Source organism: Streptomyces sp. NPDC026301, assembly GCF_055567935.1.
Map to the genome: position 1 here is coordinate 12,861 of NZ_JBVHPN010000004.1, position 22,357 is coordinate 35,217.

Sequence of the window (22,357 nt, forward strand, 5' to 3'; positions counted from 1 at the left end):
ATGAGGGATCCGTGGGACCACCCGCGCACGATGGTCGGCGTCGCGATCCTGTGTGAGTGGGCCGCTCGGCAAGGAGTCGACGTCGGCACCCTGCTGCGGGGCTCCCGCATCACCCCGCGCAGCCTGGCCGACCCCGGCGAACTGCTGGAGGCACAGCAGGAGATCGCGGTGATCCGCAACCTGCTCGCCGCCTTCGACAACCGTCCGGGCCTGGGCATCGAGCTCGGGCGGCTCTACCACCTGACGGCGTACGGCTACTTCGGATATCTGCTCGCGGCGTGCTCGTCGGTGCGGGAGACGATCCGGTACGGCCTGCGGTACGCGCTTCTCACCTTCGCCTTTTCGACGATGACGGCCCACCTCGGGGAGCCGGGACAGTACGTCCTCGCCATGGAGGCCGACGACGTGCCCGAGGACATCCGGCGCTTCGTCGTGGAGCGGGACGTCGCCGCCACCGTGCAGATCCAGCGCGAAGTCTTCCCGGGCGCGAACCAGGTCCCCCTGCGTGAGGTCAGGCTGCCGTTCGAGGTCGACGAGGCCCGGCGGCCACCGGTGTACCGGGACCATTTCCGGGTTCCGGTGCGCTTCGGCCACCCCCGTGCCGAGCTTGTCTTCGATGTCCGGTACCTCGATCAAGTGCCGCCGATGGCGAACGCGCACACCGCGCTGGTCATGATCGAGCAGTGTGAGCGGGTCCGGACCGAGCGTCTGCACTGCACCGGCGTCGCGGCCCGGGTCCGCGCCCACCTGCTCGGCCAGGACTCGCTCGACATCGGTCTTGAGGGCGTCGCCGAGCGGTTGCACTACGCACCGCGGACCCTGCGACGACGCCTGGCGAACGAGGGCACGACCTTCCGGGCGATCCTCGACGAGGTGCGGCGCGGCGTCGCCGAGAACCTGCTGCGCGACCCCTCGATCCCGCGGTACGAGATCGCCCAGCTGCTCGGCTACCAGGACTGGTCGAGCTTCCTGCGGGCGCGCCGCCGGTGGCAGCGCGGGGCGGGCGCCCGTACTTCGGAAAAGTAGGTCGCGGCCTCCGGAATCATCACTGGCTATTCACCAATCCTTCACAATGTGTATAAGCTCCTGTCGCTCCATCAGACCGTGAACATGGGGGATTCCCTTGCGCAAGCGCCCTGTCATAGCCACCGCCGTCGCCGCCGGCGCGCTGGCCGTCCTCGCCGCCACCCCGGCCCAGGCCGCCGAGTACCACTCGGCGCTGAAGGTCCGCGGAGTCCAGTACGACGCCCCCGGCCGGGACTCCAACAGCTGCTCCTCCGGCAACACCGACGAGGAGTATCTGACGATCAAGAACTACTCGTCCTCGGCGACGATCAACCTCAAGGGCTATGTCGTCAAGGACGCCGCCGGCAATCGCTTCAAGTTCACCGCCGGCCACTATCTTCAGCCCGGCGACTACGTGAAGCTCCGCGGCGGCTACGGCACCGACTCCGACGCGCGCAACGTGGTCTACCGCGACAACTGCAACTTCCTGTGGAACAACGACCGCGACACGATCTATCTGTACAAGCCCTCCGGCAGTCGCTCGGACGTCCACGCCTACACCAAGAGCGGCTCCGACCGCGACGGCAACGGCTACATCCAGTACCACAGCTGAGCCGGAAATCCTGATACGCGGGCCCCGTCTCCCCGGTGAGGCGGGGCCCGGCCCGCGGCCGTCAGAGGCGGTCGGTGCGGAACGGGATGGTGACGCGGTGGCTGACCTCGTCCCCGTGCACGGGGTGGCCGGTGGGGCTCAGTACTGAGTACGACTCGATCCGCGCCCGGTAGAGCCGGTTGGGGGCGGGGTCCCGGAACCGCGCGGGCGGTTGGTACCGCTTCGCGCGTGCCGCCGGGTCCGGGTAGCGGCGGGTGTAGTAGACCTCGCAGCCCTCGGCCAGCGCGTCGCCGTGCAGCATCTCGGCCCGACCGCGTGCGTAGAGGCCCTGGCCACCCCCGTCGGCCGGATCGGAGTCGAAGACGACGAGCGAGACCTCCGGGTTCTGCTCGATGTTCAGGGAGTGCACGGAGTCCACTGCGGAGAACCAGTAGAAGGCGTCCTGGTCGTCCCAGGCGTGGGCCAGCGGAGTCACCATCGGGACCCCGGCGGCCGAAGCGGTGCCCAGCGCCATGTAGCGCGTGGTGCGCAGGATCTCGCCTGCGGTCTCGCAGAGTTCTTCGATCGAGACGGACACGGTGCCCTCCAGTGGGATGCGCGGCTGGTGGCGCAGATCGGGGCGGGGCGCGCTCAGTGTAAAGAGGCCCGGCAGTGCCGCCAAGGGTTCCTCGGCGCAGGTCAGCCGGCAGGCTCGGGGACGGCCAGGATGGCTGAGACCGCGTGGGCCGCCGGCGGGCCGTAGGCCGTGGCGACGCGGGACAGCAGGGTGTGCGGAGTGACCGTGTACTGCTGGGGGCCGATGGTCTCCAGGGCCGCCGTCGCCAGCGCGCAGCCCAGCCGGGCCGCGTCCACCACGTGCGCTCCCCGGGCCGTCGCGGCGAGGAAGCCCGCGCGGAAGGCGTCGCCACCGCCGGTCGGGTCGGCGGGGGAGGCGGTCGCGACGGCCGGAATCGCGGTGCGGTCGCCGGCCGCCGACTCGATGACGACGCCGTCCCCGCCGCGGGTGGTGATCCAGGTACCGACGCGCGCGAGGATCTCCTCGCGGCGCCAGCCGGTGGTCTCGGTGAGCAAGGCGGCCTCGTAGGCGTTGGTGAACAGCCAGCGGGCGCCGGTGACGAGATCGCGGGCCTGGTCCGGGCCGAGGCGGGCGAGCTGCTGCGAGGGGTCGGCGGCGAACGGCAGCCCCAGCTCGCGGCACTGGGCGGTGTGGCGCGCCATGGCCGCGGGATCGCCGGCGGAGATCACGACCAGTCCCGGCCGGTCGGGCGAGGCGGCGAGCGGGGCGAGGTCGAGGAGCGCGGACTCGGCCATGGCGCCCGCGTAGAACGAGGCGATCTGGTTCTGGTCGAGGTCGGTGGTGCACATGAAGCGCGCGGTACGGAGGCGTTCGGAGACCCGCACGTGCCGGGTGTCCACGCCGTGCGCCTCCAGCCGGTCGCGGTACGGCGCGAAATCGGCCCCGACCGCGCCGAGCAGCAGGGGGCGCAGCCCGAGCGAACCCAGGCCGAAGGCGATGTTGGCCGCGGTGCCGCCGCGCCGCACTTCGAGGTCGTCGACGAGGAAGGACAGCGACACATGGGCCAGCTGGTCGGGCAGCAGCTGGTCGGCGAAGCGCCCGGCGAAGGTCGTCAGATAGTCGGTGGCGATGGAACCGGTGACGGCGATGCGCATGACGGCGCTCTCTCCTGAGGCTCGGCGGGCCCGCTCGCGGCGTACTCGGGCGTTCCCCGGAGGTTCCGGTGGATCTCGAGCGTGGCGGTGGACCGGTTGAGGGTGATGTAGTGCAGGCCGGGCGCGCCTTCGGCGAGCAGCCGCCGGGCCATGGCCGTGGCATGGTCGACGCCGATGCGGTGCCCGGCGGCCGCGTCGCCGCGGGCCGCCTCCAGCCGCCGGGCGAGGTCGGCGGGGAAGCGGGCGTTACTGAGCTCGGCGAAGCGGCGGATCTGCCGGGCGTCGGTGGCGGGCATGATCTCGGGAATGATCGGGATGTCGCAGCCCGCGGCGGCGACCCGGTCGCGCAGCCGCAGATAGTCCTCGACGTGGAAGAACATCTGGGTGACGGCGTAGTCGGCGCCCGCCCGGCACTTGGCGACGAAGTGCCGGATGTCGCTCTCCCAGTCCGGCGAGCGCGGATGGCGCTCGGGGAAGGCGGCCACGCCGATGCTGAAGTCGCCCATGGCGCGGATCAGTTCGACGAGCTGGGCGGCGTGCCGGAGTCCTCGCGGGTGCGGCGTCCAGGGGCCTTGCGGGTCGCCCGGCGGGTCACCGCGCAGCGCCAGTACGTCCCGGACCCCGGCATCCGCGTACTGGCCGATGATGTGGCGCAGCTCGGTGACGGAGTGCCCGACGGCGGTGAGGTGGGCGACCGGGCGCAGGGTGGTCGCCGCCGCGATCCGCCGGGTCATCTCCACGGTGCGGTGCCGGGAGGAGCCGCCCGCGCCGTACGTGACGGAGACGAAGGCGGGCGCGACCGCCTCGACCCGGCGGATCGCCTGCCACAGCGTTCGCGTCCCCGCCTCCGTACGGGGCGGGAAGAACTCGAAGGAGTACGAGGGGTGCCCGCCGGCCAGTACCTCACGGAGGCCCGGCCGGGTGAGCGCCTCACGGAGGCCCGGCCGGGCGGGACCCGCCCGCTCCGGCCGGGCCGTGGGGCTCGTCATGCGGCCGCGCCGTCGTCGTCGCCGAACTCCGCCCGCCCCGGCCCCTGTTCCACGAACGATCGCATACCGGCAGTACGGTCCGGCGTCGCGAACAGCCCGGCGAACAGGGCCCGTTCGATCTCCAGGCCGGCCGTCAGATCGGTCCGGGTGCCGCGGTCGACGGCGGCCTTCGCGGCCCGCAGGGCGTACGCGGGCCCCTCGGCGAAGCGCCCGGCCACCGCCATCGCCTCGGCCACCACCCGGTCGTCCGGCACGACCTGGTCCACCAGCCCGATGCGCAGGGCCTCCGCGCTGTCCACCGCGCGCCCGGAGAGGACCAGCTCCTTGGCGCGGCCCAGGCCGACCAGCCGGGGCAGCCGCTGGGTGCCGCCCGCGCCGGGAATGACGCCGAGCTTGATCTCCGGCAGCCCGAACCGGCTGCTCTCACCGCAGATCCGCAGGTCGGCGGTGAGCGCCAGCTCGCAGCCGCCGCCGAGCGCGGCACCGGCGACGGCCGCGACGACCGGCTGCGGGATGTCCGCCACGGCGGTGAAGGCGGCCTGCAGCCGGGCCGAGTGGTGGATCATGTCGGGGTAGCTCATGGCCGCCATCTCTTTGATGTCGCCACCCGCCGAGAACATCCGCGGCCCGCCGACGAGGACGACGACCCGGACGTCCCGGCGGGATGCCGCCTCGTGCGCGGCCCGCTCCAGGTCGGCCTGGGCGTCGCGGTCCAGCGCGTTCACCGGCGGCCGGTCGAGCAGGATGCGGCCGATCCCGCCGGCGACCTCCAGCCGGACCGCGGCAGACGAGTGGGTCACGCCCACAACGGACGAGTGCGTCATGCCCACAGCAGACCTCCATTGACCTCCAGCACGTGCCCGTTGACATAGGTGGCCTCCTCGGAGGCCAGATAGACGGCGGCGTCCGCGACCTCGTCCGCGCGCCCGGGGCGGCCCAGCGCGAACCGGCGCCGGTAGGCCGACCAGACCCGCTCGTTGTCGGTCAGGTCGCGGCCCATGCCCTCGTCGACGATGCCCGGCGCCAAGGAGTTGACGAGGATGCCCTTCGGGGCCAGTTCCATCGCCGAGACCCGGGTGAACATCTCCACGGCGGCCTTGGTGGCGCAGTAACCGGCGGCGCCGATGGCCACCCGGGTGGCCATGCTGGACGAGAGGTTGATGATCCGCCCTGCCGCCTGGGCCGCCATGTACGGGAGGACGGCGTGCGTGCACAGGTACACGCCGTTGAGGTTGGTGGCCACCATCTCCTGCCAGGCGGCGGGCGCGAGCCGGCCGATCTTGCCGTCCCGGCTGACGCCGGCGTTGGCGACCAGGATGTCGATCCGCCCGAAGGCGTCCGCCGTCTCCCGCATCAGCTTGCCGACCGAGTCCTCGTCGGTCACATCGGTGTAGCAGTACCGGGCGCGGCCCTGCGAGTTCTCCAGGAGGGTGTCGATGTCGTGCGGGTTGCGCGCGGCGCACATCACCGACGCGCCCTCGCGCAGATACCGTTCGGCGATCGCCCGCCCGAGTCCCCTGGTGCCGCCGGTCACCACCGCGACCTTGCCGTCCAGCCTCATCCGCCCCACCTCACTTGATGACCTCACTTGATGTCACGGGCCGTGCCCAGTTCGTCGAATGCCGAGCCGCAGCTGCGGCACAGGAAGGGCGTACGGCACACGCTGCCGCCGAACCGCCCCATGCTTTCCACCACGCCGGAGCCGCAGTACGGGCAGCGGCGCAGCTGTACGGTGGGCGCCTCGGCGCCCGCCGCTCCGCGGCCCGCGACGCCGTAGCCGCAGCCGCGCAGCGCCCGCAGCCCGCGTTCCGACACGTGCTCGGCCCGCCAGGCGCCCGGCTGCCACTCGATGCCCACGGCCGCCGAGGGCAGGACCGTGGCGACCGCCGCACGCACCGCGCGCTCCATCGCCGTCCGCCCCGGGCACGCCGTCCGGGTGGGGGCGAGCACGATGTCGACCGCGTCGCCGCGCACGGTCAGCGAGCGCAGCACCCCCAGGTCGGCAAGGGTCACATCGATCTCGGGGTCCCGGACCGCGTGCACCGCTGTGCGCACCCGGCCCGCCGTGTCGTCCGCCGCCGTCACAGGAACGCCCCCTGCCGGTACTGGGCGCGTACCGTCCGCAGCTCGGCGAGCACCTCGCCGAGGCCGGGGGAGGCGTCGCCGGTGACCCGGCCGTGCGGGCGCGCCGGGAGCGCGGGGACCAGGGAAGGCGGCAGGCCGGCGTCCCGGACCAGGTGCTGGAACCGCTCGGTGAGCGCGTCGGCGGGGACCTCCGCGGGGCCTCCCGGAGCGGTGTCCGCGCCCGGCGCGGCGAGGGCCGGCTCGCCGAAGAGGCCTGCGGCTTCCCGGCCCGCGGTGGCCAGGGCGGCCGCCATGTCCTCGGTCCGCCCGCGCCGGGCGTACTGCGTGACGCGCGCGGACCAGTGGGCGAGGTGCAGCCGTTGCTCGTCGGCCACCGCGGTCAGCGCCGCGGCGGTGGCGCCGTCGCCGCCGGGCGCGTCGAGGGAGCACAGCGCCAGCGCTGCCGTGCCGGCGGCGAGGTAGAGCCCCCGGGCGACGGCCCACGCGCGGCCGTCCCGTGCGCTCGCGGTGAGCGCGGTGGGCTGCCACAGCGCCGCCGGGCGGTCGAAGAAGTGGGCGTCGGCGGCCGCCTCGTCGTAGCCCAGGAGCCCGAGGAGGGTACGGGCGTGGGCCAAGTCCTCCTGGGCGATCGAGCCGACCGCGAGGGCCTCCTCCAGCTCCGTGTAGTCCACGGTCCGCTCGGCGAGCCGGTGGGCGTGCAGGAAGAGGTCGTCGGCGAGCGCCGGCCAGAGCACCGCGACGCCGTCCGGCGCGGGCGGGGGCGTGGGGGAGGGGGCGGCATCCGGTGCCGGGCCCGGGTCGCGGTGCAGCCCGGCCCGGCGGCGGCGCCGCTCCTGCGGGAAGGCCGGCAGCCGGTAGGACATCCGGGACTTGCCGTCCAGCAGGCGGCGGCCGTCGGACTCGGCCGCGTGCACGTCGGTGCGCTGTACCACCCACATCCGTACCGCGTTGTCGCGCCGTCCGTAGGTCTCGCGGGCCAGCCGCCATGCCTGGGCCTCGTCCCCGGCCAGCAGCGAGCCGACGTGGGCGAGCGGGGTGGTGCTGCCGCTCTGCAGGAACACCTCGAACACGAGGAGGCCGTCGGGGTTCTGCTGCGCGATGTCAGGGATGTCGGGGATTTCAGGGGTTTTGGTCATCAGGCGGCCCTCCGCACGGCGCTGTCCCCGGCGTTCCGGTCGAGGACGCCGCGTACCCAGGCCAGCCGGGCCTCGGAGGCCGGTCCGCCGCCCGAGATCACCCGCTTCACCTCGGCCCAGTCGGGCATGTCGAACTCCCACTCGCCGGGCGCCGTCTCGCGCACCAGCGCCGGGTCGACATGGATGCCGAGGTCGCGGAAGACCGGGACGATGCGGGTCAGCCAGCGCTGCCGCAGCTCGTCGTTGCCGTGCGGCTTGAGCCCGGCGAGGTACATCGGGTTGGTGGGCAGCGTCTCGGTGTCCGGGGGCCCGAAGTACGCCAGGACCCGCCGCATCCAGACCTCGAACGCCTCCTGCGTACGGCGGCGCTGGGCGGCGTCGCCGGAGTGCAGGACCTCGTGCGTCATGTCCAGCGCGTGCTGGTAGTGGAAGGACTCCTCGCGCTCGATCTTGCGCAGCGCCCGTGCGTACGGCAGGTACACGCCCTGCATCAGGGACTGGAACTGCACGATCGCGGCGGAGTTCATCAGCAGCAGCCCGGGCCCGAACTCCTCCCAGCTCTCGAAGTCGTAATGGAAGATGTTGTGCACCTTGGCGCGGCCCTCGACGTAGTCGACCAGGATGGACTCCCAGTCGCTGCCCAGGTCCTGGGCGACTCTGGCCGCGACATGGCCGTGGCCGACCTCGTCCTGGACCTTGGCCATCAGCATCTGCTTGCGGGCCAGGCTCGGCGCCCGGCCGAGCCACGCGGCGAAGGGAAGCACCCCGACCAGCTCGTTGAGCGCCTGTACGGAGGCGAACTTGCGGGCTCCGGCGCGTACTTCACTGGGCATCGGGTCGTTGAGCTCGTACAGGCGCCGCGTCGCGGTCTGCCGGGACGGCGGGGATGCGGACATGAACGGACAGCCTTCCTGTCGTCGGTGGGCGGTGTCGTGCCGGTGTTGTGCCTGCGCGTCGGCGACCCGGCCTAGTACCAGGTCAGGACGGCGGCGCCGGCCGTCATGCCGCCGCCGACGCCGGCCAGCACCAGGTGCTCGCCGCGGGTGAAGGGGCGGCGGCGGTGCGCGCTGTCGAGGGTGAGCGGGAGGGAGGCGGCGGCGGTGTTGCCGTAGACCGGGGCGGTCAGCGGCACCCGCTCCGGGTCCACGCCCAGCTCGGCCACGCATGCCTCCACCAGGCGGGTGTTGGCCTGGTGGAGGATGAAGCGGTCCACGTCGTGCAGGCCGAGCCCGGCCTGGTCCAGGGCTGCCGCGATGACCTTGGGCAGGGTGCGCAGCGCGTAGTCGCGTACCGGCCTGCCCTGCATCCGGAAGAGGTGCTCGCCGGCCTCACGGGCCGCGGCGTCGGAAGGCTTGCGGGTGCCGCCCGCGACCACCTCGACGAAGTCGCGGTACTCGCCGTGGGCCTGGAGCTCCAGGCCGCGCAGCCCGTATCCGTGCGGTACCGGACCGAGTACGGCAGCGCCCGCGCCGTCGCCGAAGAGGCTGACGGTGCGCCGGTCGGTCCGGTCCATGAGCGAGGAGTACAGGTCCGCGCCGACGACCAGGCCGTACCGGCCCGCCATGCGGTGGCTGAGCATCGACTCGGCCACCGCGAGCGCGTAGAGGAAGCCGCTGCACACGGCGTTGACGTCGAAGGACGGGACGTTGCTGAGGCCGAGTTCCTGCTGCAGCAGCACGGCGGTGGAGGGCTGGGGCTGGTCGGGAGTGGAGGTCGCCACGATGAGGACGCCGAGGTCCGCCGCGGCGTCCGGGCTGTCGCGCAGCGCCCGTGCGGCGGCCTCGGCGGCGAGCCGGGACGTCGTCGTGCCGGGCGTGACGTAGCGCCGTTCGAGGATCCCGGTGCGTTCTTCGATCCAGGCCGGGTCGGCCCCGCTCCAGGCGGCGATGCGGGCGTTGTCGACGACATCGGGCGGGACGTGCGCGCCCAGGCCCACGATCCCGATCGGCTGCGGAGTGTCCATGGAGGGTTCGGCCCTTCGCGTCGGTGAGCGGTCGGCTGCGGTCATGCAAGCAGCACCGCGAAGTGCGTGTCAATATTGTCATTGACAAGAAATGGAGGCTGGTCAAGGATCGTTGGGGATTGTCAAGTCGCCGTCGCGCTTCCGCCCGTACGGGGGAGCGGAGCCCCATGGAGGCATCGGATGAACACGACCCGGTACGCGACCAGTTCGCCCCGGCCGCCCGCGACCACGGCCCTCATCAGCAACCACGCCGCCCACGAGGCGTTCCGCGAGGTGCGGGACGGGCTGCTGCGCCGCGCCGCCGCGGGCGGAGCCCCGGACCCCGCGGCCCTGGACCTGGCGGCGCTGCGCCGGGCCGGCTCCTTCAACTGGGCGCTCGACTGGTTCGATGTGATCGCCCAGGGCAACCACACCGCCGCCCTGCGGGTGATGACCCATGGGGCCGACGGGCGCAGCCGCTTCTCCCGGATGTCCTACGCCGAACTCGCCGCCCGCTCGACCCGGTTGGCCGGGCAGCTCGCCGCTCTCGGCGTGGCCCCCGGCGACCGGCTGCTGCTGATGACCGGCAACCGGACCGAGCTGTGGGAGACGATGCTCGCCGCCTTCAAGATCGGCGCCGTGGTCGTGCCCGTGAGCACCCAACTGGGCCGGGAGGACCTGCGGGACCGCATGCAGCGCGCCGGCGTCCGGCACGTCGTCGCGGAGTCCGCGTACGCAGAGCGCTTCCCGGGGCTGCCCGCCCTGCGCAACCGCATCGCGCTGGACGGCGGGGTGTTCGGCTGGACCCCGTTCGCCGAACTGCGGCGCGACGACGCCCCGGCGGCACCCCGCCCCGACCTCCCCGCGGACGCCCCGCTGCTCTTCTACTTCACGTCGGGGACCACGTCACTGCCGAAGATCGTCCAGCACACGCACACCAGCTATCCGGTGGGGCATCTGTCGACCATGTTCTGGCTCGGCCTGCGGCCCGGCGACGTCCATGTCAACGTCTCCTCGCCGGGCTGGGCCAAGCACGCCTGGAGCTCCCTGTTCGCGCCCTGGAACGCGCAGGCCACCGTGCTCACGGTCAATCAGCGGCGGTTCACCGCGCGCGGACTGCTGCGGGCCCTGAGCGAACAGCGGGCCACCACGATGTGCGCGCCGCCGACCGTCTGGCGGATGCTCCTCCAGGAGGACCTCGGCCGCTGGCCCGTGACGCTGCGCGAGGCCGTCAGCGCGGGCGAGCCCCTGGACCCCGACACGGTGGAGAAGGTCCGGCGGGCCTGGGGCGTGACCGTACGGGACGGCTACGGGCAGACCGAGACCACGGCACAGATCGGGCACCCGCCCGGCCACCCGGGACGGCCCGGCTCCATGGGCGTCGAGCTGCCGGGCTACCGGATCGTGCTGGCCGACCCGGTCACGGGCGAGCGGCGGACCGACGCCGCGGCCGAGGGCGAGATCTGCCTCGACCTGGCGGCCCGGCCGGTCGGGCTGATGGCGGGCTACGCCGGCGCCGCCGGGCAGCCGGTGATCCCCGGCACGGACGGGCTGTACCACACCGGTGACATCGCGGCCCGGGACGCCGACGGCTGGTACACCTACGTCGGCCGCGCGGACGACGTCTTCAAGGCGTCGGACTACCGGATCTCACCGTTCGAGCTGGAGAGCGCGCTGCTGGAACACCCGGCCGTCGCCGAGGCGGCCGTCGTGCCGAGCCCCGATCCACTGCGCCTCGCGGTCCCCAAGGCGTACATCGAACTGACCGCCGGGTACCACCCGGACGCCGATACGGCCCGCGCGCTGCTCGCCCACGCGCGGGCCGGGCTCGCGCCCTACAAGCGGGTGCGCAGACTGGAGTTCCGTACGCCGCTGCCGAAGACCGAGTCGGGCAAGATCCGGCGGGCGGTGCTGCGCGAGGAGGAGGCGGCCGCCGTGGCGGCGGGCGGCGCCGACGACTGGTGCGAGGACCAGTTCCCCGAGCTGAGGGGGTGAACTCGGGCCCGTGCACCGGCTGTTCGTCACGGACAGTGGGTGCGCGGGCCGGGACATCAGGGCGTACGGCCGGTGCCGCGCCGCTTGCCGGGTCCGGGCCCGTCGGGCGGCGCGGGGCGTCTGAGATGCGCGGCGGCCGCCTTCTGCGCGATGGCGATGAAGGTGTTCACCAGCGGATGCGCCCCCTGCCGGGGCACCACGAGCTGCAGCTGCGAGGGCGGCGCGCCCACCAGCGGCACGAACACGACCGTGGGGTGGATGTGGGAGTGCGCGATGGGCTCCGGTACCACTCCGATTCCGCGGCCCGCGGCCACCGCCTCCAGCCACTCGTCGAAATTGGTGCACGTGGCGGAGGCGGTCGGACGGTTGTCAGCGGGCCATTCGGAGAGCTGGGTCGTGCCGCTCACCGAATTCACCACGAACGGCAGCTCCGGCAATTCGGACCAGGTGAGGTATTCCCGGGAGCTGATCGGTGAGTGTGCCGCGACGGCCGCGATGCGCCGTTCCTCGCCGAGTACGACGACGCGTACGCCGTTCGCCGTGACCGGGCCGCGCACGATGGCCACGTCCGCGTCCCCGTGGTCCAGGCCGGCCAGCGCCTCGTCCTTGCGGATCGGATCGACGCGTACGCCGGTCTCCTCATGGAAGGCGCCCATGGCCGCATGTGCCCACCGGGCCGGAAAGCCCCAGGTGAAACCGAGCCGGAGGACCTCCCCCGACCGGTCGGGACGCAGTGCCTCCTCCAGCCGCGGCAGTATGGCCGCCAATTGCCCGTAGAGCCGGTTTCCGGCCGGGGTGAGATCGACGTGCCGGGTGGTCCGGGCGAGTAACCGGACACCCAGGTGTTCCTCCAGCCGCCGGATGTTGCGGCTCAGGCTGGGCTGGGACAGATGCAGCTTTTCGGCCGCCCGAGTGAAGTGCCGTTCCTCGGCAAGCAGCAGAAAACCCCGTAGATGGTGCAGCTCTATCCCCATGTCGAGGAGATTACGTAACGATGGCAGGGCCGGACCGGGCATAGCCGAGTTTTTACCCTGCGCGGTGCCGTCGCCCCCGTCGTCGTCGGCTATTTCCATCTCCGCACGATTCCTCTCCGGAAGTTTCTTTACGGTTGCCTTACTGGAAGGAGGCCGAGCTATTTCCGTACATGCCGGAATGGGCGGACCTGTCGGGGGCGTGGCTGCACGCTAGCCATTGCTGACGGCGGCAGGGAAATGACTCCCTGTAGCGATTCATGCGAGGCCGGTATAAGTGCAGGTGGTGCCCGCCCGTACCGGGACGTGGCGGCGACCGCCGCACGACGGCCGATCCATTCAGGTTCCGCATGAATGCGGCGCGGTTGATATTTCCGTTCCGCGTGCGGCGCTGCCTAGCATCCGAGGCGTCCGACTGGGGCGTGTCTTTTGGCCCGGAGGGCTTCTACGCCGAGCTGCGACAGTGATCACCACAGGGGGAAGGGGAACTCGGTGCAGCACATCAACACCCGGTCCTGCGACGGAACATCCGACAGAAACGCGCACGCCCCGCTGCCCAGCGCCCTGCGCGCGGCGCGGCAGGCGCTCGGCCGGACCGACCCCTCGCTGGGGCCGCTCTGTGTGGAGCTCGTCGCGGAGATCGCGCAGCGCATCGGCGTACTGGAGGACAGCGTCGTACTCGGCGCCGGCGGGCCCAGCCTCGCCTTCGCCCTGCTGCGGAGCGTGGCCTCCGGCGCGCCCGGCGCCCCCCTCGAACTCGTCGTCCCGCACGGCGGCTTCGACCTGTACGCGGACCTCGCCCGCCGGCTGCCGGCCGCCGTGTGCACGCGCGTCCCGTCGACCGCCGACGGCCACCAGGATCTGCGGGCCCTGGCCGCCCGTGCCACCGGCCGGAACTCCGTCGTCTTTCTCAGCAACCCGCAGGACCCCACCGGATCGGTGATCAGGGGCCCGGAGCTGTGCCGGTTCCTGGACGCGGTCGACCCGGAGGCGATGGTCGTCCTGGACGAGACGCACTGGGAGTTCGTCCGCGACCCCGGCTTCACGCCCGCCGCGGGGCTGATCGCCCGGTACCCGCGCCTCGTGGTGGTCCGCAACCTGTCCGTCGTGCACGGGCTGGACGGGCTGCGCCTCGCCTACGCGGCCTGCGCCCCCGGCACCGTCGAGATGATGCAGCGTCAGATACTGCCGCACGAGGTGAGCATGCTCGCCCAGCTCGTCGCGCTCGCCTCGCTGCGGACCCCCTCCGAGGTGCGGGCCAGGACGGACGCCGTCGTGCGGGAACGGGAGCGGCTGCGCGAGGAGCTGCGGCTGCTGGGCTTCCAGGTACCCCCGAGCGAGACGAACCAGCTCTGGCTGCCGCTGGGCCCGGCGAGCACCCGCTTCGCGCTGGTCGGCCGGGCCGCGGGCGCCGATGTCACGCTGCGCCCTGGCGAGGGCGTACGGATCACCGTCGGTCCGCCGGAGCAGGGCGACCGTGTCCTGCGGACCGCCGCGACCTTCGCGGCCGCCTCCGCCATGCCGTGCTGCGACGGTGAAGTCATTGACCGTTTGTGACATATGCGTCATGGGAAGTGACAGCATCGGGAGTGACAGAGGCAAGGAAATCTGCCCGGGAAGCTGTCAGCTCTTCGTCACGCGGTAGCATGCGACGGCTTCACAACGGGGGAACGAGGGGTGACAAACCCTGTTGCTGATCCGTGACCGGTAAAAGTGAGGAGGGCCAGTGGACCAGCTGTCCTTTGGCCGTCGGCTGCGCGCGCTGCGCCGACAGCAGGCACTCAGCCAGGCCGAGCTGGGCGGCGGTGAACTGTCCGCCAGCTACATCAGCCTCCTGGAGAGCGGCAAACGCCCGCCCACGGACGAGGTCCTCCTCAAACTCGCCGCCCGGCTCGGCATCACGGCCGACGAACTGGTCGGCGACACCGGCATCGCCCGGCCCCAAGCCCCGCTGGACGCCGCCCTGGAAGCGTCCTACGCGCTGTCCCGGGCCCGGCTCGCCCTGCTCACCGGGGACGCGGCGGCCGCGCTCGACCGGTTCACCGACGTCGGCGGCGACGGCTCGGCCGCGCCCGCACTGTTCGCCGACGCCCTGCTCGGCCGGGCCGCGGCCCTGGAACGACTGGACCGGCCCGCCGAGGCGGCGACGCTCCGCCGCCAGTGGCTGGACACCTTCGGCGACCGGGACGAGGACCACGTCCTGCACACCGAGGTACTGACCGGTCTGCTGCGCTGCCTCAGGGAGACCGGCGAGCTGCGCGCGGCCGCCGCACAGGCGGAGGACGCCCTGCGCGGCGCGGAGGACGCGGGCCTGACCGGCACGCCCATGGGTCTCGAACTGGCGGGACTGGTCGCGGAGTTCCGCTGGGACCTGGGCCAGGACGGCGCGGCCGCCGAACTCCTCGACCGGGCCACGGCCACCGCCGCCGCGCTCGACGGGCGGCAGGAGTGGGCGCTGGCGTACGACGCGGCTGCCGAGGCGGCCAGGGCGGCGGGCCGGGCACGGCACGCCGCGGCGCTCGCCGAGCGCGCCGTCGACGCCTGCCGCGACGGCGGCGCAGGCCTGCCCGTCGCCCGGCTGCGCACCGCGGCCGCCGCGGTGCTCGGCGGCCGGAGCGGCTCACAGGAGAGCGGCCCGCACACGAGCGGCCAGGACTCCGGCCTCGCGGCGGCGCGGGAGGTGCTCGCGGAGTGGGGCACGCCCGTGGACGTCGCGTACGGCGAGGTCGCGCTGGCCGGCCGGCTGCTCGCGGCCGGGGACGCGGCAGGCGCCCGCGACCTCGCCTGGGCCGCCGAGGAGCGCGTCGGCCCGTCCTGGCGGCGCGTCCGGGCCCATGCCCTGCTCGTGCAGGGGCGGTCCGGATGGGCGTTGGGCGACCGCGGCGCGGCCGACCGGTTCGAGGACGCGGCGGCCGAGCTGGCCGCCCTCGGCGCGGACCGCCAGGCGGCGAGCGTCCACCTGGAGCTGGCGGATCTGTACGAGGCCGACGGCGAGGTACGGGCCGCGCTCGCCTGCTACCGGCGCGCTTCCTCCGTGGCGGGACTGCTGCCGTCCGAGCGGCGGGACCGGGACGAGCAACGCGACGGCCTGCCCTCCTCCTGAGATCCCGGCGCCCGGCCGCCGGAGGACGAGACCGCGCCGACCACCGGCCGGGCGCCCGCCGCCCGGCCCGTCGGCCTGCCCGGCGCCCCTGTTCCCGTGCCACTCATGCCATCTGCCGATCCATTGATGCGTACCGGCTATAAGTGCGGCTCAAGAGCTATTTCTGTCTCTCCGCCGGGTCGGGCACCATGATCTGGATATGCGATGCACGGGGGAGATGCATGGCTTCACCGGGGTGTACCACGCGCCGCTCCAGGACCGGGAGCAGCCCCTCATCCGCTGCGCACACGGCGCGACCGGCGCCGCCGCGCACCGGCGATCCGCTCGACCACCGTGGCCCTCTCGCCCGGTGCACGTTCCGCCTTTGAGCACGTCCTCGCAGTACGGCACCGCTTACGGGTGCCGCTTCCGGCACGCCACCGGCACTCCCCCCTTGAGACCAGGAGATCTGGGTGAGCACGAGGATGAATATCGCCGTCATCGGTACGGGTCCGCGCGGGCTGTCCGTCCTGGAGCGGCTGGCGGCCAGGGTGGCGGTGGCACGGGACCGGCCGCGGTCGGTGACGGTCCATCTGATCGACCCGTACCCGCCGGGGGCCGGCGCCGTGTGGCGGACCGACCAGTCCGGCGCGCTGCTGATGAACACGGTCGCCTCCCAGGTCACGGTGTTCGCCGACAGCACGGTGGGGCGGGACGTGCCGGTGCTCAGCGGCCCGAGCCTGCACGAGTGGGCCGGCTTCTCGGCCCGCCCCGGCGAGGCCGCACCCGGACCCGACGACTACCCGACGCGCGCGTTGTACGGCCGGTATCTCTGCTGGGCGCTGCGGTACATCGTGAGCCGGCTGCCGCAGGGCATGACGGTACGCATCCACCAGGACCGCGCCGTACGGCTCTTCGAGGACGCGGCGGGGCAGGGCGTACGGCTGGCCGGCGGTCCGGTGCTCCTCGGTCTGGACGCGGTGGTGCTGGCCCAGGGGCACATACCGATGGCCCCGACGGAGGCCGGGACCGAGCTGGGGGTGTACGCCGAGCGCAACGGCCTTCGGTACATCGGCCCGGCCAACCCCGCCGACGTCGATCTGACGGGCATCGCGCCCGGCAGCTCCGTGCTGCTGCGCGGCCTCGGCCTCAACTTCTTCGACTACATGGCCCTGTTCACGCAGGGCCGCGGCGGATCCTTCGTCAGGGACGCGCAGGGCAGGCTGGTCTACCGGCGGTCCGGCCGGGAGCCGGTGCTGTTCGCGGGCTCCCGGCGCGGTGTCCCGTACCACGCCCGCGGCGAGAACGAGAAGGGCGCCCACGGGATGCACACGCCGCTGCTGCTGACCCCGGCGGCGATCGCCCGGCTGCGCCGGCGCGCCGCCGAGCGGCGCGATCTCTCCTTCCGGCGGGACGTGTGGCCGCTGGTCGCCAAGGAGGTGGAGACCGTCTATTACGGCACGCTGCTGCGGGCGCGGGGCACCGCCCCGGCCGGCGTCCGCGAGTTCCGGGGCCGGTTCCTGACGGCCGAGGGCGGCGGGCCGGGGGAGGGCGCCCTGCTCGACGCGTACGGGATTCCCGCGGGGGACCGGTGGAGCTGGCGGCGCATCGCCGAGCCGTACGCGGGGCTGTCCTTCGGCGGAGCGGCCGACTACGGCGTCTGGGCGCGGGAGTACCTGCGGCGGGACGCCGAACGCGCGGGGCGCGGCAATGTCTCCGACCCGGTCAAGGCCGCCCTGGACGTGCTGCGGGACCTGCGCAATGTGATCCGCCGGGTCGTCGACCACGCCGGGATCACCGGCGGCTCCTACCGTGCCGAACTGCGCGGCTGGTACACGCCGTTGAACGCCTTCCTCTCCATCGGGCCGCCCCGCCGGCGTACGGAGGAGGCGGTGGCGCTCATGGACGCGGGGGTGCTGCGGCTGCTCGGCCCGCGGCTGCGGGTCGAACCGGACGCCGACGGGCGGGGGTTCCTCGCCACCTCGCCCGTGGTGCCGGGGGAGCCGGTGCGGGCCGGCGCGCTGATCGAGGCGCGGCTGCCGGAGTCCGACGTCCGGCGCACCGCCGACCCGCTGCTGCGGGACCTCCTGGCACGCGGCGAGGCCACCTCTTTCGTTGTCCCCGACCCGGAAGGGCCGGCGTACGACACGGGCGCGCTGGCCGTGACCGGCCGGCCGGGGCGCCTGGTCGCGGCGGACGGCCGCGCGCATCCGCGAAGATTCGCGCTCGGCGTCCCGACGGAGGGGGTGCACTGGGTGACCGCGGCGGGGATCCGGCCGTGCGTCGGCTCGGTCACGCTGGAGGACACCGACGCGGTCGCGAGCGCGCTGCTGGGCCTGGGGGCCGCGCCGCGTCCGGTGGACCGCAGCGAGGTGGCCGTATGAGCGGCTCGCTCCCGCGGACGGTCCTCGCGGGCCGGGCGGGGCAGCCGTCCGGCGCCCGTGACCCGCGGCCCCGGGCGGGCCGCGGCCTCGGCACCGCGTGGCATGTGGCCGCGGTGACCACGCTCACCTCGATGCCGGTCTTCCTGCCGGGCGCCGCCGACAGCCTGATCTGCCGTGAACTGCACTGGACCACCGGCACGTTCGGTGCCCTGCTGGCGGTCTACTGGCTGGGGTCGCTGCTCGGCGCCTGCGCCAGCCGGTCGGCCAGGATCCCGGTGGACGCCGGGACGGTGGTCGCCGCGGCGCTGCTGGCCACCGCGGCCGCGCTCGCCACGGGCGCCGTGGTGCCGGGCACGGGCCTGTGGGCCGGTGCGGTGCTCGGCGGCTGCGCGTACGGCTTCAGCCAGCCGTACACCAACTTCTTGCTGATGCGCCGCTGTCCGCCGGGCGCGCAGGGGCGGGCGTTCGGCCTCAAGCAGGCCGCGGTGCCGGCCACGACGCTGCTGTGCAGTGTCACGGTCCCGCTGTTCGCGGTCCCGCTGGGCTGGCGGGCGGTCTTCGCGGGCGGCGCGGCCGTGTGCGGCGGCTACGCGGTGGTGCTGCTGGCGCGGGTACGCCGCGAGCGCACACCGGAGCCGCGGGGCGGCCCGCGGGGCGCGGTGCCGTGGGACCGGCGGCTGGTGGCACTGGCCGCGGCGGGACTGCTGGGCGCGGCGATCGGCAACAGCCTGGGCGGATTCCTCGTACTGACCCTGGAGGACGACGGGTTCGCCCTCGGCACGGCGGGCTTCCTGGCGGCCGGGGCCGCGGGACTGTCCGTACTGGCGCGGCTCGGCGCGGGCTGGCTGACGGACCGGGCGGGGCACCGGACGTGGCGGCTGCTGTGGGTGATGTTCGCGGTGGGCACGGCGGGTACCGCGCTGCTGGCCGGGGGCGGCGCGGTGGGCAGCGCCGCCGGGGCCTTCCTCGCCTACGCGGGCGGCTGGGGCTGGGCCGGGGTGCTGCACCACGTCGCCGGGGCCTCGTATCCGGGCCGTGAGAAGCAGGCCACCGCCGTGACGCAGATGGGCGTCTCGCTCGGCGCGGCGGCCGGTCCGTTCGCCTTCGGGCGGCTCTACGAGCAGTTCGCGGGCGGGGCGTGGGTGCTGCTGTCGGCTGCGGGGCTGGCGGCCGTGGTGTGCGTGGTCGCGGCCCGCCGCGACGGCCCCATGTGACAACTGAATCCCGGATTTTGACTGGCCCTGGTCTCTGTCAATGACAGTATTGACAGAGACCAGGGCCGACTGCTTGCATAACGGTCGACGGCGGCCCGTTCCCGGAGGGAAGCGGTATGAAATTCGGAACCGACGTGCAGATACGGGCAGTTGGGGCATGGACTCCGCCGGCCCTGGACACCGCCGCCCAGGCGGTGGCCGAAGGCCGGCTCCTCCCTGAAGTGGCCGAGCGCATGGGCATCACGGCGCTCCCGGTGGCGGCGGACATCTCCGCGCCGGACATGGCGGTACGGGCGGCCCGGATCGCGCTGGAGCGCGCCGGCTGGGACGGCGGCGAGCTGGACCTGCTGGTCCACAGCTGGATCTACCACCAGGGCCACGACATGTGGTCGCCCCCGCACTACATCGCCAAGCTGCTCGGCGCCGCCGACTGCCTGCCGCTCGCGCTCCACCAGGGCTGCGACGGCGGCGGGCTGGCCCTGCAGGACGCCGCCCTGCGGCTCACCGCCGACCCCGGCACCCGCAAGGCCCTGGTCGCCAGCTCCGACCGGTTCGTCCTGCCGGGCATCGACCGCTGGAACTTCCAGCCCTCCATGCCGCTCGGCGACTCGGGCACCGCGATCCTGCTCGACCGCACCGGGGAGCCCGGCGCCGCGTTCGCGCTGCGCGCGGTCAACACCTACGTCGCGCCGGAGCTGGAGATCCTGGTCCGCGGCGACCGGCCGTTCGCCGACATGCCGATGCAGGTCGAGCTGCCCTTCAGCGTCCTGGACTCCGCCCGCGCCGGATCGGAACTGCTGTCCTCGGTCGCGTACGACCACATCACGAGCCTGGTCAAGGCGACCCTGGACGACGCGGGGACCGGCCCCGGCGACCGCAGGCTGCGGTACGTGGTCCTGCCGCGCATCGGGACCTCCGGCGTGAACTCCCTCTACCTGCCCGCGCTGCGGGACCTGCTGGACGTCGAGTATCTGCGCTTCGACGACCTGACCGGGCATCTGGGCTGCGGCGACTGGGGCGCCGACCTCAACGACCTGTACGAGCGCCGGATCCTGGCGCCGGGCGAGATGGCGCTGCTCATCGGCGCGGGAGCCGGCCTCACCTGGGTCTCCGCGATCGTCCAGGCCCCCGAACACGCGACTGCGCAAGGAAGGTGACACATGCTCACTGATTCGACGGCCGGCCGGGCAGGCGCCCCGGCGGCGGACGGTACACCGGTCACCCTCGCCCACGGCTATGTGCCCGTGATCGACATCTCCTCGGCCCGCAAGGGCGACCCCTTCCGGCGGCTGGCGGTCGCCCGCGCGATCGGCGAGGTCTGCGAGAACAGCGGCTTCATGGCGATCACCGGACACGGCGTGCCCGAGTCCCGGATCCGCGAGGTGTACGAGGCGACCAAGCGGTTCTTCGCCCTCGCGCCGGAGGAGAAGCGCCGGCTGCTCGCCGACCCGGACGACCCGCTGATGCGCGGCTTCGGCGTCGAGGGCAACCTCGCGGCGGCGAACGACGGCGTGGACGCCGAGCAGGCCAGAAAGCTCGCCGACCTCTCCGAGACGTACACCTACAACCGGCTCGGCGACGTCGGCGCGACCGGCATCCCCGACGACGCGCGGCGCGGCCTGGTCAGCCTCAACAAGTGGCCGGTGCTGGACGGCTTCCGCGCCGCCTACCTCGCGTACTACCGCGAGATGGAACACCTCGCCCGGGAGCTGGCCCGGCTGATGGCGCTGGCGCTGGAGCTGCCCGAGACCTGGTTCGACGACAAGATCGACCACCACATCTCGAACATGACGGCCAACTACTACCCGGGCCAGGAGAACCCGCCGCAGCCCGGCCAGCTCCGCAAGGGCATGCACAGCGACTGGGGCCTGCTGACCATCCTGTACCAGGACGGCGCGCCCGGCGGCCTTCAGGTACGGGACAAGGCGGGCCGATGGCTGGACGTGCCGGCCGTCGAGGGCACCTTCGTGGTCAACATCGGCGACCTGATGGCCGTGTGGACCAACGACCGCTGGGTCAGCACCGTGCACCGGGTCGTCAACCCGCCCCGCGAGGTCGCCCACCGCGAGCGCTACTCCCTCCCCTTCTTCCTCCAGCCCAACTACACGGCGCCCATCGAGTGCATCCCCACCTGCACCGGCCCCGACAACCCGCCGCGGCACGCCCCGACCACGTCGGGCGCGTACCTCGTCGGCAAGCTCAGCGCCGCGTACGGCATATGAGCACCGGCACACGGAGCGCCCGCGTACGGCGGCCGGGGCCGGCGGTGCCCCGGGCCGCCACCGTCCGGGCGGTGGCCGTGGCCCTGGCGGTCGCGGCCGGCGCGGTGCTCTCCCTCCAGGCGTGGGTGAACGGCAGGCTGGGCGGCCGAGTGCACGACGGTGTGGCCGCCGCGGCCCTGTCGGACGGCGCCGGACTGCTGGTCCTGCTGCTCGTCTGCCCCTGGCTGCCGGCCTTCCGGGCCGGTGTACGCCGCCTGGCGGCCGCCCTGCGCACGCCGCCCGGCGCGCCCGGCAGGCTGCGCCCCCACCACTTCCTCGGCGGTCTCGTCGGCGGCGTCGTCGTCCTCTCCCAGGGCGTCAGCACCGGCGCCCTGGGCACCGCCGCATACACGGTCGCGCTGGTCGGCGGCCAGACTCTGAGCGGCCTGTGGGTCGACCACTTCGGGCTCGGGCCCGGCGACGCCTGCCGGGTCACGCCCCGCCGGATCGCCGGTGCCGCGCTCGCGCTGGCGGCGGTGGCCGTACCGCTGCTCGGCTCGCTGGCCACCGGCGCCGTATGGCTCGCCGCCCTCCCCCTGCTGGCCGGCATCGGGCTGTCCTGGCAGATGGCGGTCAACGGCCGGCTCAACGTCGAGGCCCGCACCCCCTACCCGTCCGTGACCCTGAATTTCCTGCTCGCGGCCGTGGTGCTCGGCGCCGCCCTGTGCGTCGACATCGCCCGCGCCGGCCTCCCGCGCCACTGGCCCGGCGACCCGCTGCTGTACTCCGGCGGGCTCCTCGGCCTGGTGTTCGTCCTCGCCTCGGTCCTCCTGGTGCGCCGCATCGGCGTGCTGGTGACGGGGCTGGCCATGGTGGCGGGGCAGACCGTGGGCGCGCTGCTCGTCGACGCGCTGTTCCCCGGGGACGCCGGCACCGGGCCGGGGGCGGTCCTCTCCTCCCTCGCTGTCCTGCTCGCCGCCGTGCTGGCGTGCCAGTCGCCGAACGCCACCGCACGCACGGCACGCGACGAGCGTCCTTCCCTCGAACCGGAGCTCACGGCTCCCTGACA

20 protein-coding genes are annotated in these 22,357 nt (G+C 73.5%); 10 read left to right on the top strand and 10 right to left on the bottom strand.

From position 1 onward, the window contains the following. Both ACZ4MH_RS07940 and ACZ4MH_RS07945 read left to right on the top strand, forming a co-directional pair. Complete coding sequence (locus ACZ4MH_RS07940; protein WP_351586464.1) at positions 1-1,026, top strand: AraC family transcriptional regulator; 1,026 nt, start codon at positions 1-3, stop codon at positions 1,024-1,026. Positions 1,027-1,123: 97 nt separating this feature from the next. Continuing rightward, positions 1,124-1,618, top strand: a complete 495-nt coding sequence (locus ACZ4MH_RS07945) for a lamin tail domain-containing protein (RefSeq protein WP_351586466.1) — start codon at positions 1,124-1,126, stop codon at positions 1,616-1,618. 61 nt (positions 1,619-1,679) lie between these two features. Here ACZ4MH_RS07945 and ACZ4MH_RS07950 read toward each other — a convergent pair whose 3' ends face one another. The 9 genes from ACZ4MH_RS07950 to ACZ4MH_RS07990 all read right to left on the bottom strand — a co-directional run bounded on the left by ACZ4MH_RS07950 (position 1,680) and on the right by ACZ4MH_RS07990 (position 9,462). Further along, the gene (locus ACZ4MH_RS07950; protein ID WP_351586468.1) at positions 1,680-2,195 is read right to left on the bottom strand and encodes a pyridoxamine 5'-phosphate oxidase family protein; all 516 of its coding nucleotides are present in this window, start codon (positions 2,193-2,195) and stop codon (positions 1,680-1,682) included. Positions 2,196-2,296: 101 nt separating this feature from the next. Continuing rightward, positions 2,297-3,289: a carbohydrate kinase family protein gene (locus ACZ4MH_RS07955; RefSeq protein WP_351586470.1), complete on the bottom strand. Its 993-nt coding sequence runs from the start codon at positions 3,287-3,289 to the stop codon at positions 2,297-2,299. Then, the gene (metF, locus tag ACZ4MH_RS07960; RefSeq protein WP_351586472.1) at positions 3,247-4,278 is read right to left on the bottom strand and encodes a methylenetetrahydrofolate reductase [NAD(P)H]; all 1,032 of its coding nucleotides are present in this window, start codon (positions 4,276-4,278) and stop codon (positions 3,247-3,249) included. Before metF ends, ACZ4MH_RS07955 begins: the two co-directional genes overlap by 43 nt. After that, the gene (locus tag ACZ4MH_RS07965) at positions 4,275-5,102 is read right to left on the bottom strand and encodes an enoyl-CoA hydratase/isomerase family protein (RefSeq protein ID WP_467754409.1); all 828 of its coding nucleotides are present in this window, start codon (positions 5,100-5,102) and stop codon (positions 4,275-4,277) included. The genes metF and ACZ4MH_RS07965 overlap by 4 nt, the downstream gene beginning before the upstream one ends. Then, the gene (locus tag ACZ4MH_RS07970; protein WP_351586476.1) at positions 5,099-5,839 is read right to left on the bottom strand and encodes an SDR family NAD(P)-dependent oxidoreductase; all 741 of its coding nucleotides are present in this window, start codon (positions 5,837-5,839) and stop codon (positions 5,099-5,101) included. Before ACZ4MH_RS07970 ends, ACZ4MH_RS07965 begins: the two co-directional genes overlap by 4 nt. Before the next feature lie 23 nt (positions 5,840-5,862). Continuing rightward, entirely contained in the window at positions 5,863-6,363 is a 501-nt protein-coding gene (locus ACZ4MH_RS07975; RefSeq protein WP_351586478.1) for an iron-sulfur cluster assembly protein, read from the bottom strand. Continuing rightward, the gene (locus tag ACZ4MH_RS07980; protein ID WP_467754410.1) at positions 6,360-7,499 is read right to left on the bottom strand and encodes a Phenylacetic acid catabolic protein; all 1,140 of its coding nucleotides are present in this window, start codon (positions 7,497-7,499) and stop codon (positions 6,360-6,362) included. Before ACZ4MH_RS07980 ends, ACZ4MH_RS07975 begins: the two co-directional genes overlap by 4 nt. Further along, the gene (locus ACZ4MH_RS07985; protein ID WP_351601344.1) at positions 7,499-8,395 is read right to left on the bottom strand and encodes a Phenylacetic acid catabolic protein; all 897 of its coding nucleotides are present in this window, start codon (positions 8,393-8,395) and stop codon (positions 7,499-7,501) included. The genes ACZ4MH_RS07980 and ACZ4MH_RS07985 overlap by 1 nt, the downstream gene beginning before the upstream one ends. 71 nt (positions 8,396-8,466) lie before the next feature. Beyond that, entirely contained in the window at positions 8,467-9,462 is a 996-nt protein-coding gene (locus tag ACZ4MH_RS07990) for a 3-oxoacyl-ACP synthase III family protein (protein ID WP_351601341.1), read from the bottom strand. A gap of 180 nt (positions 9,463-9,642) precedes the next feature. Between ACZ4MH_RS07990 and ACZ4MH_RS07995 the strand changes: the two genes are divergently transcribed. Further along, entirely contained in the window at positions 9,643-11,436 is a 1,794-nt protein-coding gene (locus ACZ4MH_RS07995) for an AMP-binding protein (protein WP_467754411.1), read from the top strand. Between the two features lie 56 nt (positions 11,437-11,492). Here ACZ4MH_RS07995 and ACZ4MH_RS08000 read toward each other — a convergent pair whose 3' ends face one another. After that, on the bottom strand, positions 11,493-12,410 hold the full coding sequence (locus ACZ4MH_RS08000; RefSeq protein ID WP_351601338.1) for a LysR family transcriptional regulator: 918 nt from the start codon (positions 12,408-12,410) through the stop codon (positions 11,493-11,495). A gap of 489 nt (positions 12,411-12,899) precedes the next feature. Between ACZ4MH_RS08000 and ACZ4MH_RS08005 the strand changes: the two genes are divergently transcribed. The 7 genes from ACZ4MH_RS08005 to ACZ4MH_RS08035 all read left to right on the top strand — a co-directional run bounded on the left by ACZ4MH_RS08005 (position 12,900) and on the right by ACZ4MH_RS08035 (position 22,355). Beyond that, positions 12,900-13,964 (top strand): aminotransferase class I/II-fold pyridoxal phosphate-dependent enzyme, encoded by a 1,065-nt coding sequence (locus ACZ4MH_RS08005; RefSeq protein WP_351601335.1) that lies wholly within the window; start codon positions 12,900-12,902, stop codon positions 13,962-13,964. Positions 13,965-14,133: 169 nt separating this feature from the next. Next, complete coding sequence (locus ACZ4MH_RS08010) at positions 14,134-15,510, top strand: helix-turn-helix domain-containing protein (RefSeq protein WP_467754412.1); 1,377 nt, start codon at positions 14,134-14,136, stop codon at positions 15,508-15,510. A 452-nt stretch (positions 15,511-15,962) separates the two neighbouring features. Continuing rightward, positions 15,963-17,873 carry an FAD/NAD(P)-binding protein gene (locus tag ACZ4MH_RS08015; protein ID WP_351589243.1) on the top strand — a complete coding sequence of 637 codons (1,911 nt, stop codon included), beginning with the start codon at positions 15,963-15,965 and terminating at the stop codon, positions 17,871-17,873. Continuing rightward, positions 17,870-19,087, top strand: coding sequence for an MFS transporter (locus tag ACZ4MH_RS08020; RefSeq protein WP_351589240.1), 1,218 nt, complete (start codon positions 17,870-17,872; stop codon positions 19,085-19,087). The genes ACZ4MH_RS08015 and ACZ4MH_RS08020 overlap by 4 nt, the downstream gene beginning before the upstream one ends. Positions 19,088-19,203: 116 nt before the next feature. Further along, positions 19,204-20,244 (top strand): ketoacyl-ACP synthase III family protein, encoded by a 1,041-nt coding sequence (locus tag ACZ4MH_RS08025; RefSeq protein WP_351589237.1) that lies wholly within the window; start codon positions 19,204-19,206, stop codon positions 20,242-20,244. A 3-nt stretch (positions 20,245-20,247) separates the two neighbouring features. Beyond that, complete coding sequence (locus ACZ4MH_RS08030; protein ID WP_351589234.1) at positions 20,248-21,309, top strand: isopenicillin N synthase family dioxygenase; 1,062 nt, start codon at positions 20,248-20,250, stop codon at positions 21,307-21,309. Further along, the gene (locus tag ACZ4MH_RS08035; protein ID WP_351589231.1) at positions 21,306-22,355 is read left to right on the top strand and encodes a DMT family transporter; all 1,050 of its coding nucleotides are present in this window, start codon (positions 21,306-21,308) and stop codon (positions 22,353-22,355) included. Before ACZ4MH_RS08030 ends, ACZ4MH_RS08035 begins: the two co-directional genes overlap by 4 nt. Positions 22,356-22,357 lie beyond the last annotated feature (2 nt).

Bases quoted from the DNA above. Each gene is read 5' to 3' on its own strand.
- ACZ4MH_RS08030 (WP_351589234.1), top strand. From the start codon at position 20,248: ATGCTCACTGATTCGACGGCCGGCCGGGCAGGCGCCCCGGCGGCGGAC.
- ACZ4MH_RS07995 (WP_467754411.1), top strand. From the start codon at position 9,643: ATGAACACGACCCGGTACGCGACCAGTTCGCCCCGGCCGCCCGCGACC.
- ACZ4MH_RS07985 (WP_351601344.1), bottom strand. From the start codon at position 8,395: ATGTCCGCATCCCCGCCGTCCCGGCAGACCGCGACGCGGCGCCTGTAC.
- ACZ4MH_RS07940 (WP_351586464.1), top strand. From the start codon at position 1: ATGAGGGATCCGTGGGACCACCCGCGCACGATGGTCGGCGTCGCGATC.
- ACZ4MH_RS08000 (WP_351601338.1), bottom strand. From the start codon at position 12,410: ATGGGGATAGAGCTGCACCATCTACGGGGTTTTCTGCTGCTTGCCGAG.
- ACZ4MH_RS07965 (WP_467754409.1), bottom strand. From the start codon at position 5,102: ATGACGCACTCGTCCGTTGTGGGCGTGACCCACTCGTCTGCCGCGGTC.
- ACZ4MH_RS07980 (WP_467754410.1), bottom strand. From the start codon at position 7,499: ATGACCAAAACCCCTGAAATCCCCGACATCCCTGACATCGCGCAGCAG.
- ACZ4MH_RS08025 (WP_351589237.1), top strand. From the start codon at position 19,204: ATGAAATTCGGAACCGACGTGCAGATACGGGCAGTTGGGGCATGGACT.
- ACZ4MH_RS07955 (WP_351586470.1), bottom strand. From the start codon at position 3,289: ATGCGCATCGCCGTCACCGGTTCCATCGCCACCGACTATCTGACGACC.
- ACZ4MH_RS07990 (WP_351601341.1), bottom strand. From the start codon at position 9,462: ATGGACACTCCGCAGCCGATCGGGATCGTGGGCCTGGGCGCGCACGTC.
- ACZ4MH_RS08020 (WP_351589240.1), top strand. From the start codon at position 17,870: ATGAGCGGCTCGCTCCCGCGGACGGTCCTCGCGGGCCGGGCGGGGCAG.
- metF (WP_351586472.1), bottom strand. From the start codon at position 4,278: ATGACGAGCCCCACGGCCCGGCCGGAGCGGGCGGGTCCCGCCCGGCCG.
- ACZ4MH_RS08035 (WP_351589231.1), top strand. From the start codon at position 21,306: ATGAGCACCGGCACACGGAGCGCCCGCGTACGGCGGCCGGGGCCGGCG.
- ACZ4MH_RS07970 (WP_351586476.1), bottom strand. From the start codon at position 5,839: ATGAGGCTGGACGGCAAGGTCGCGGTGGTGACCGGCGGCACCAGGGGA.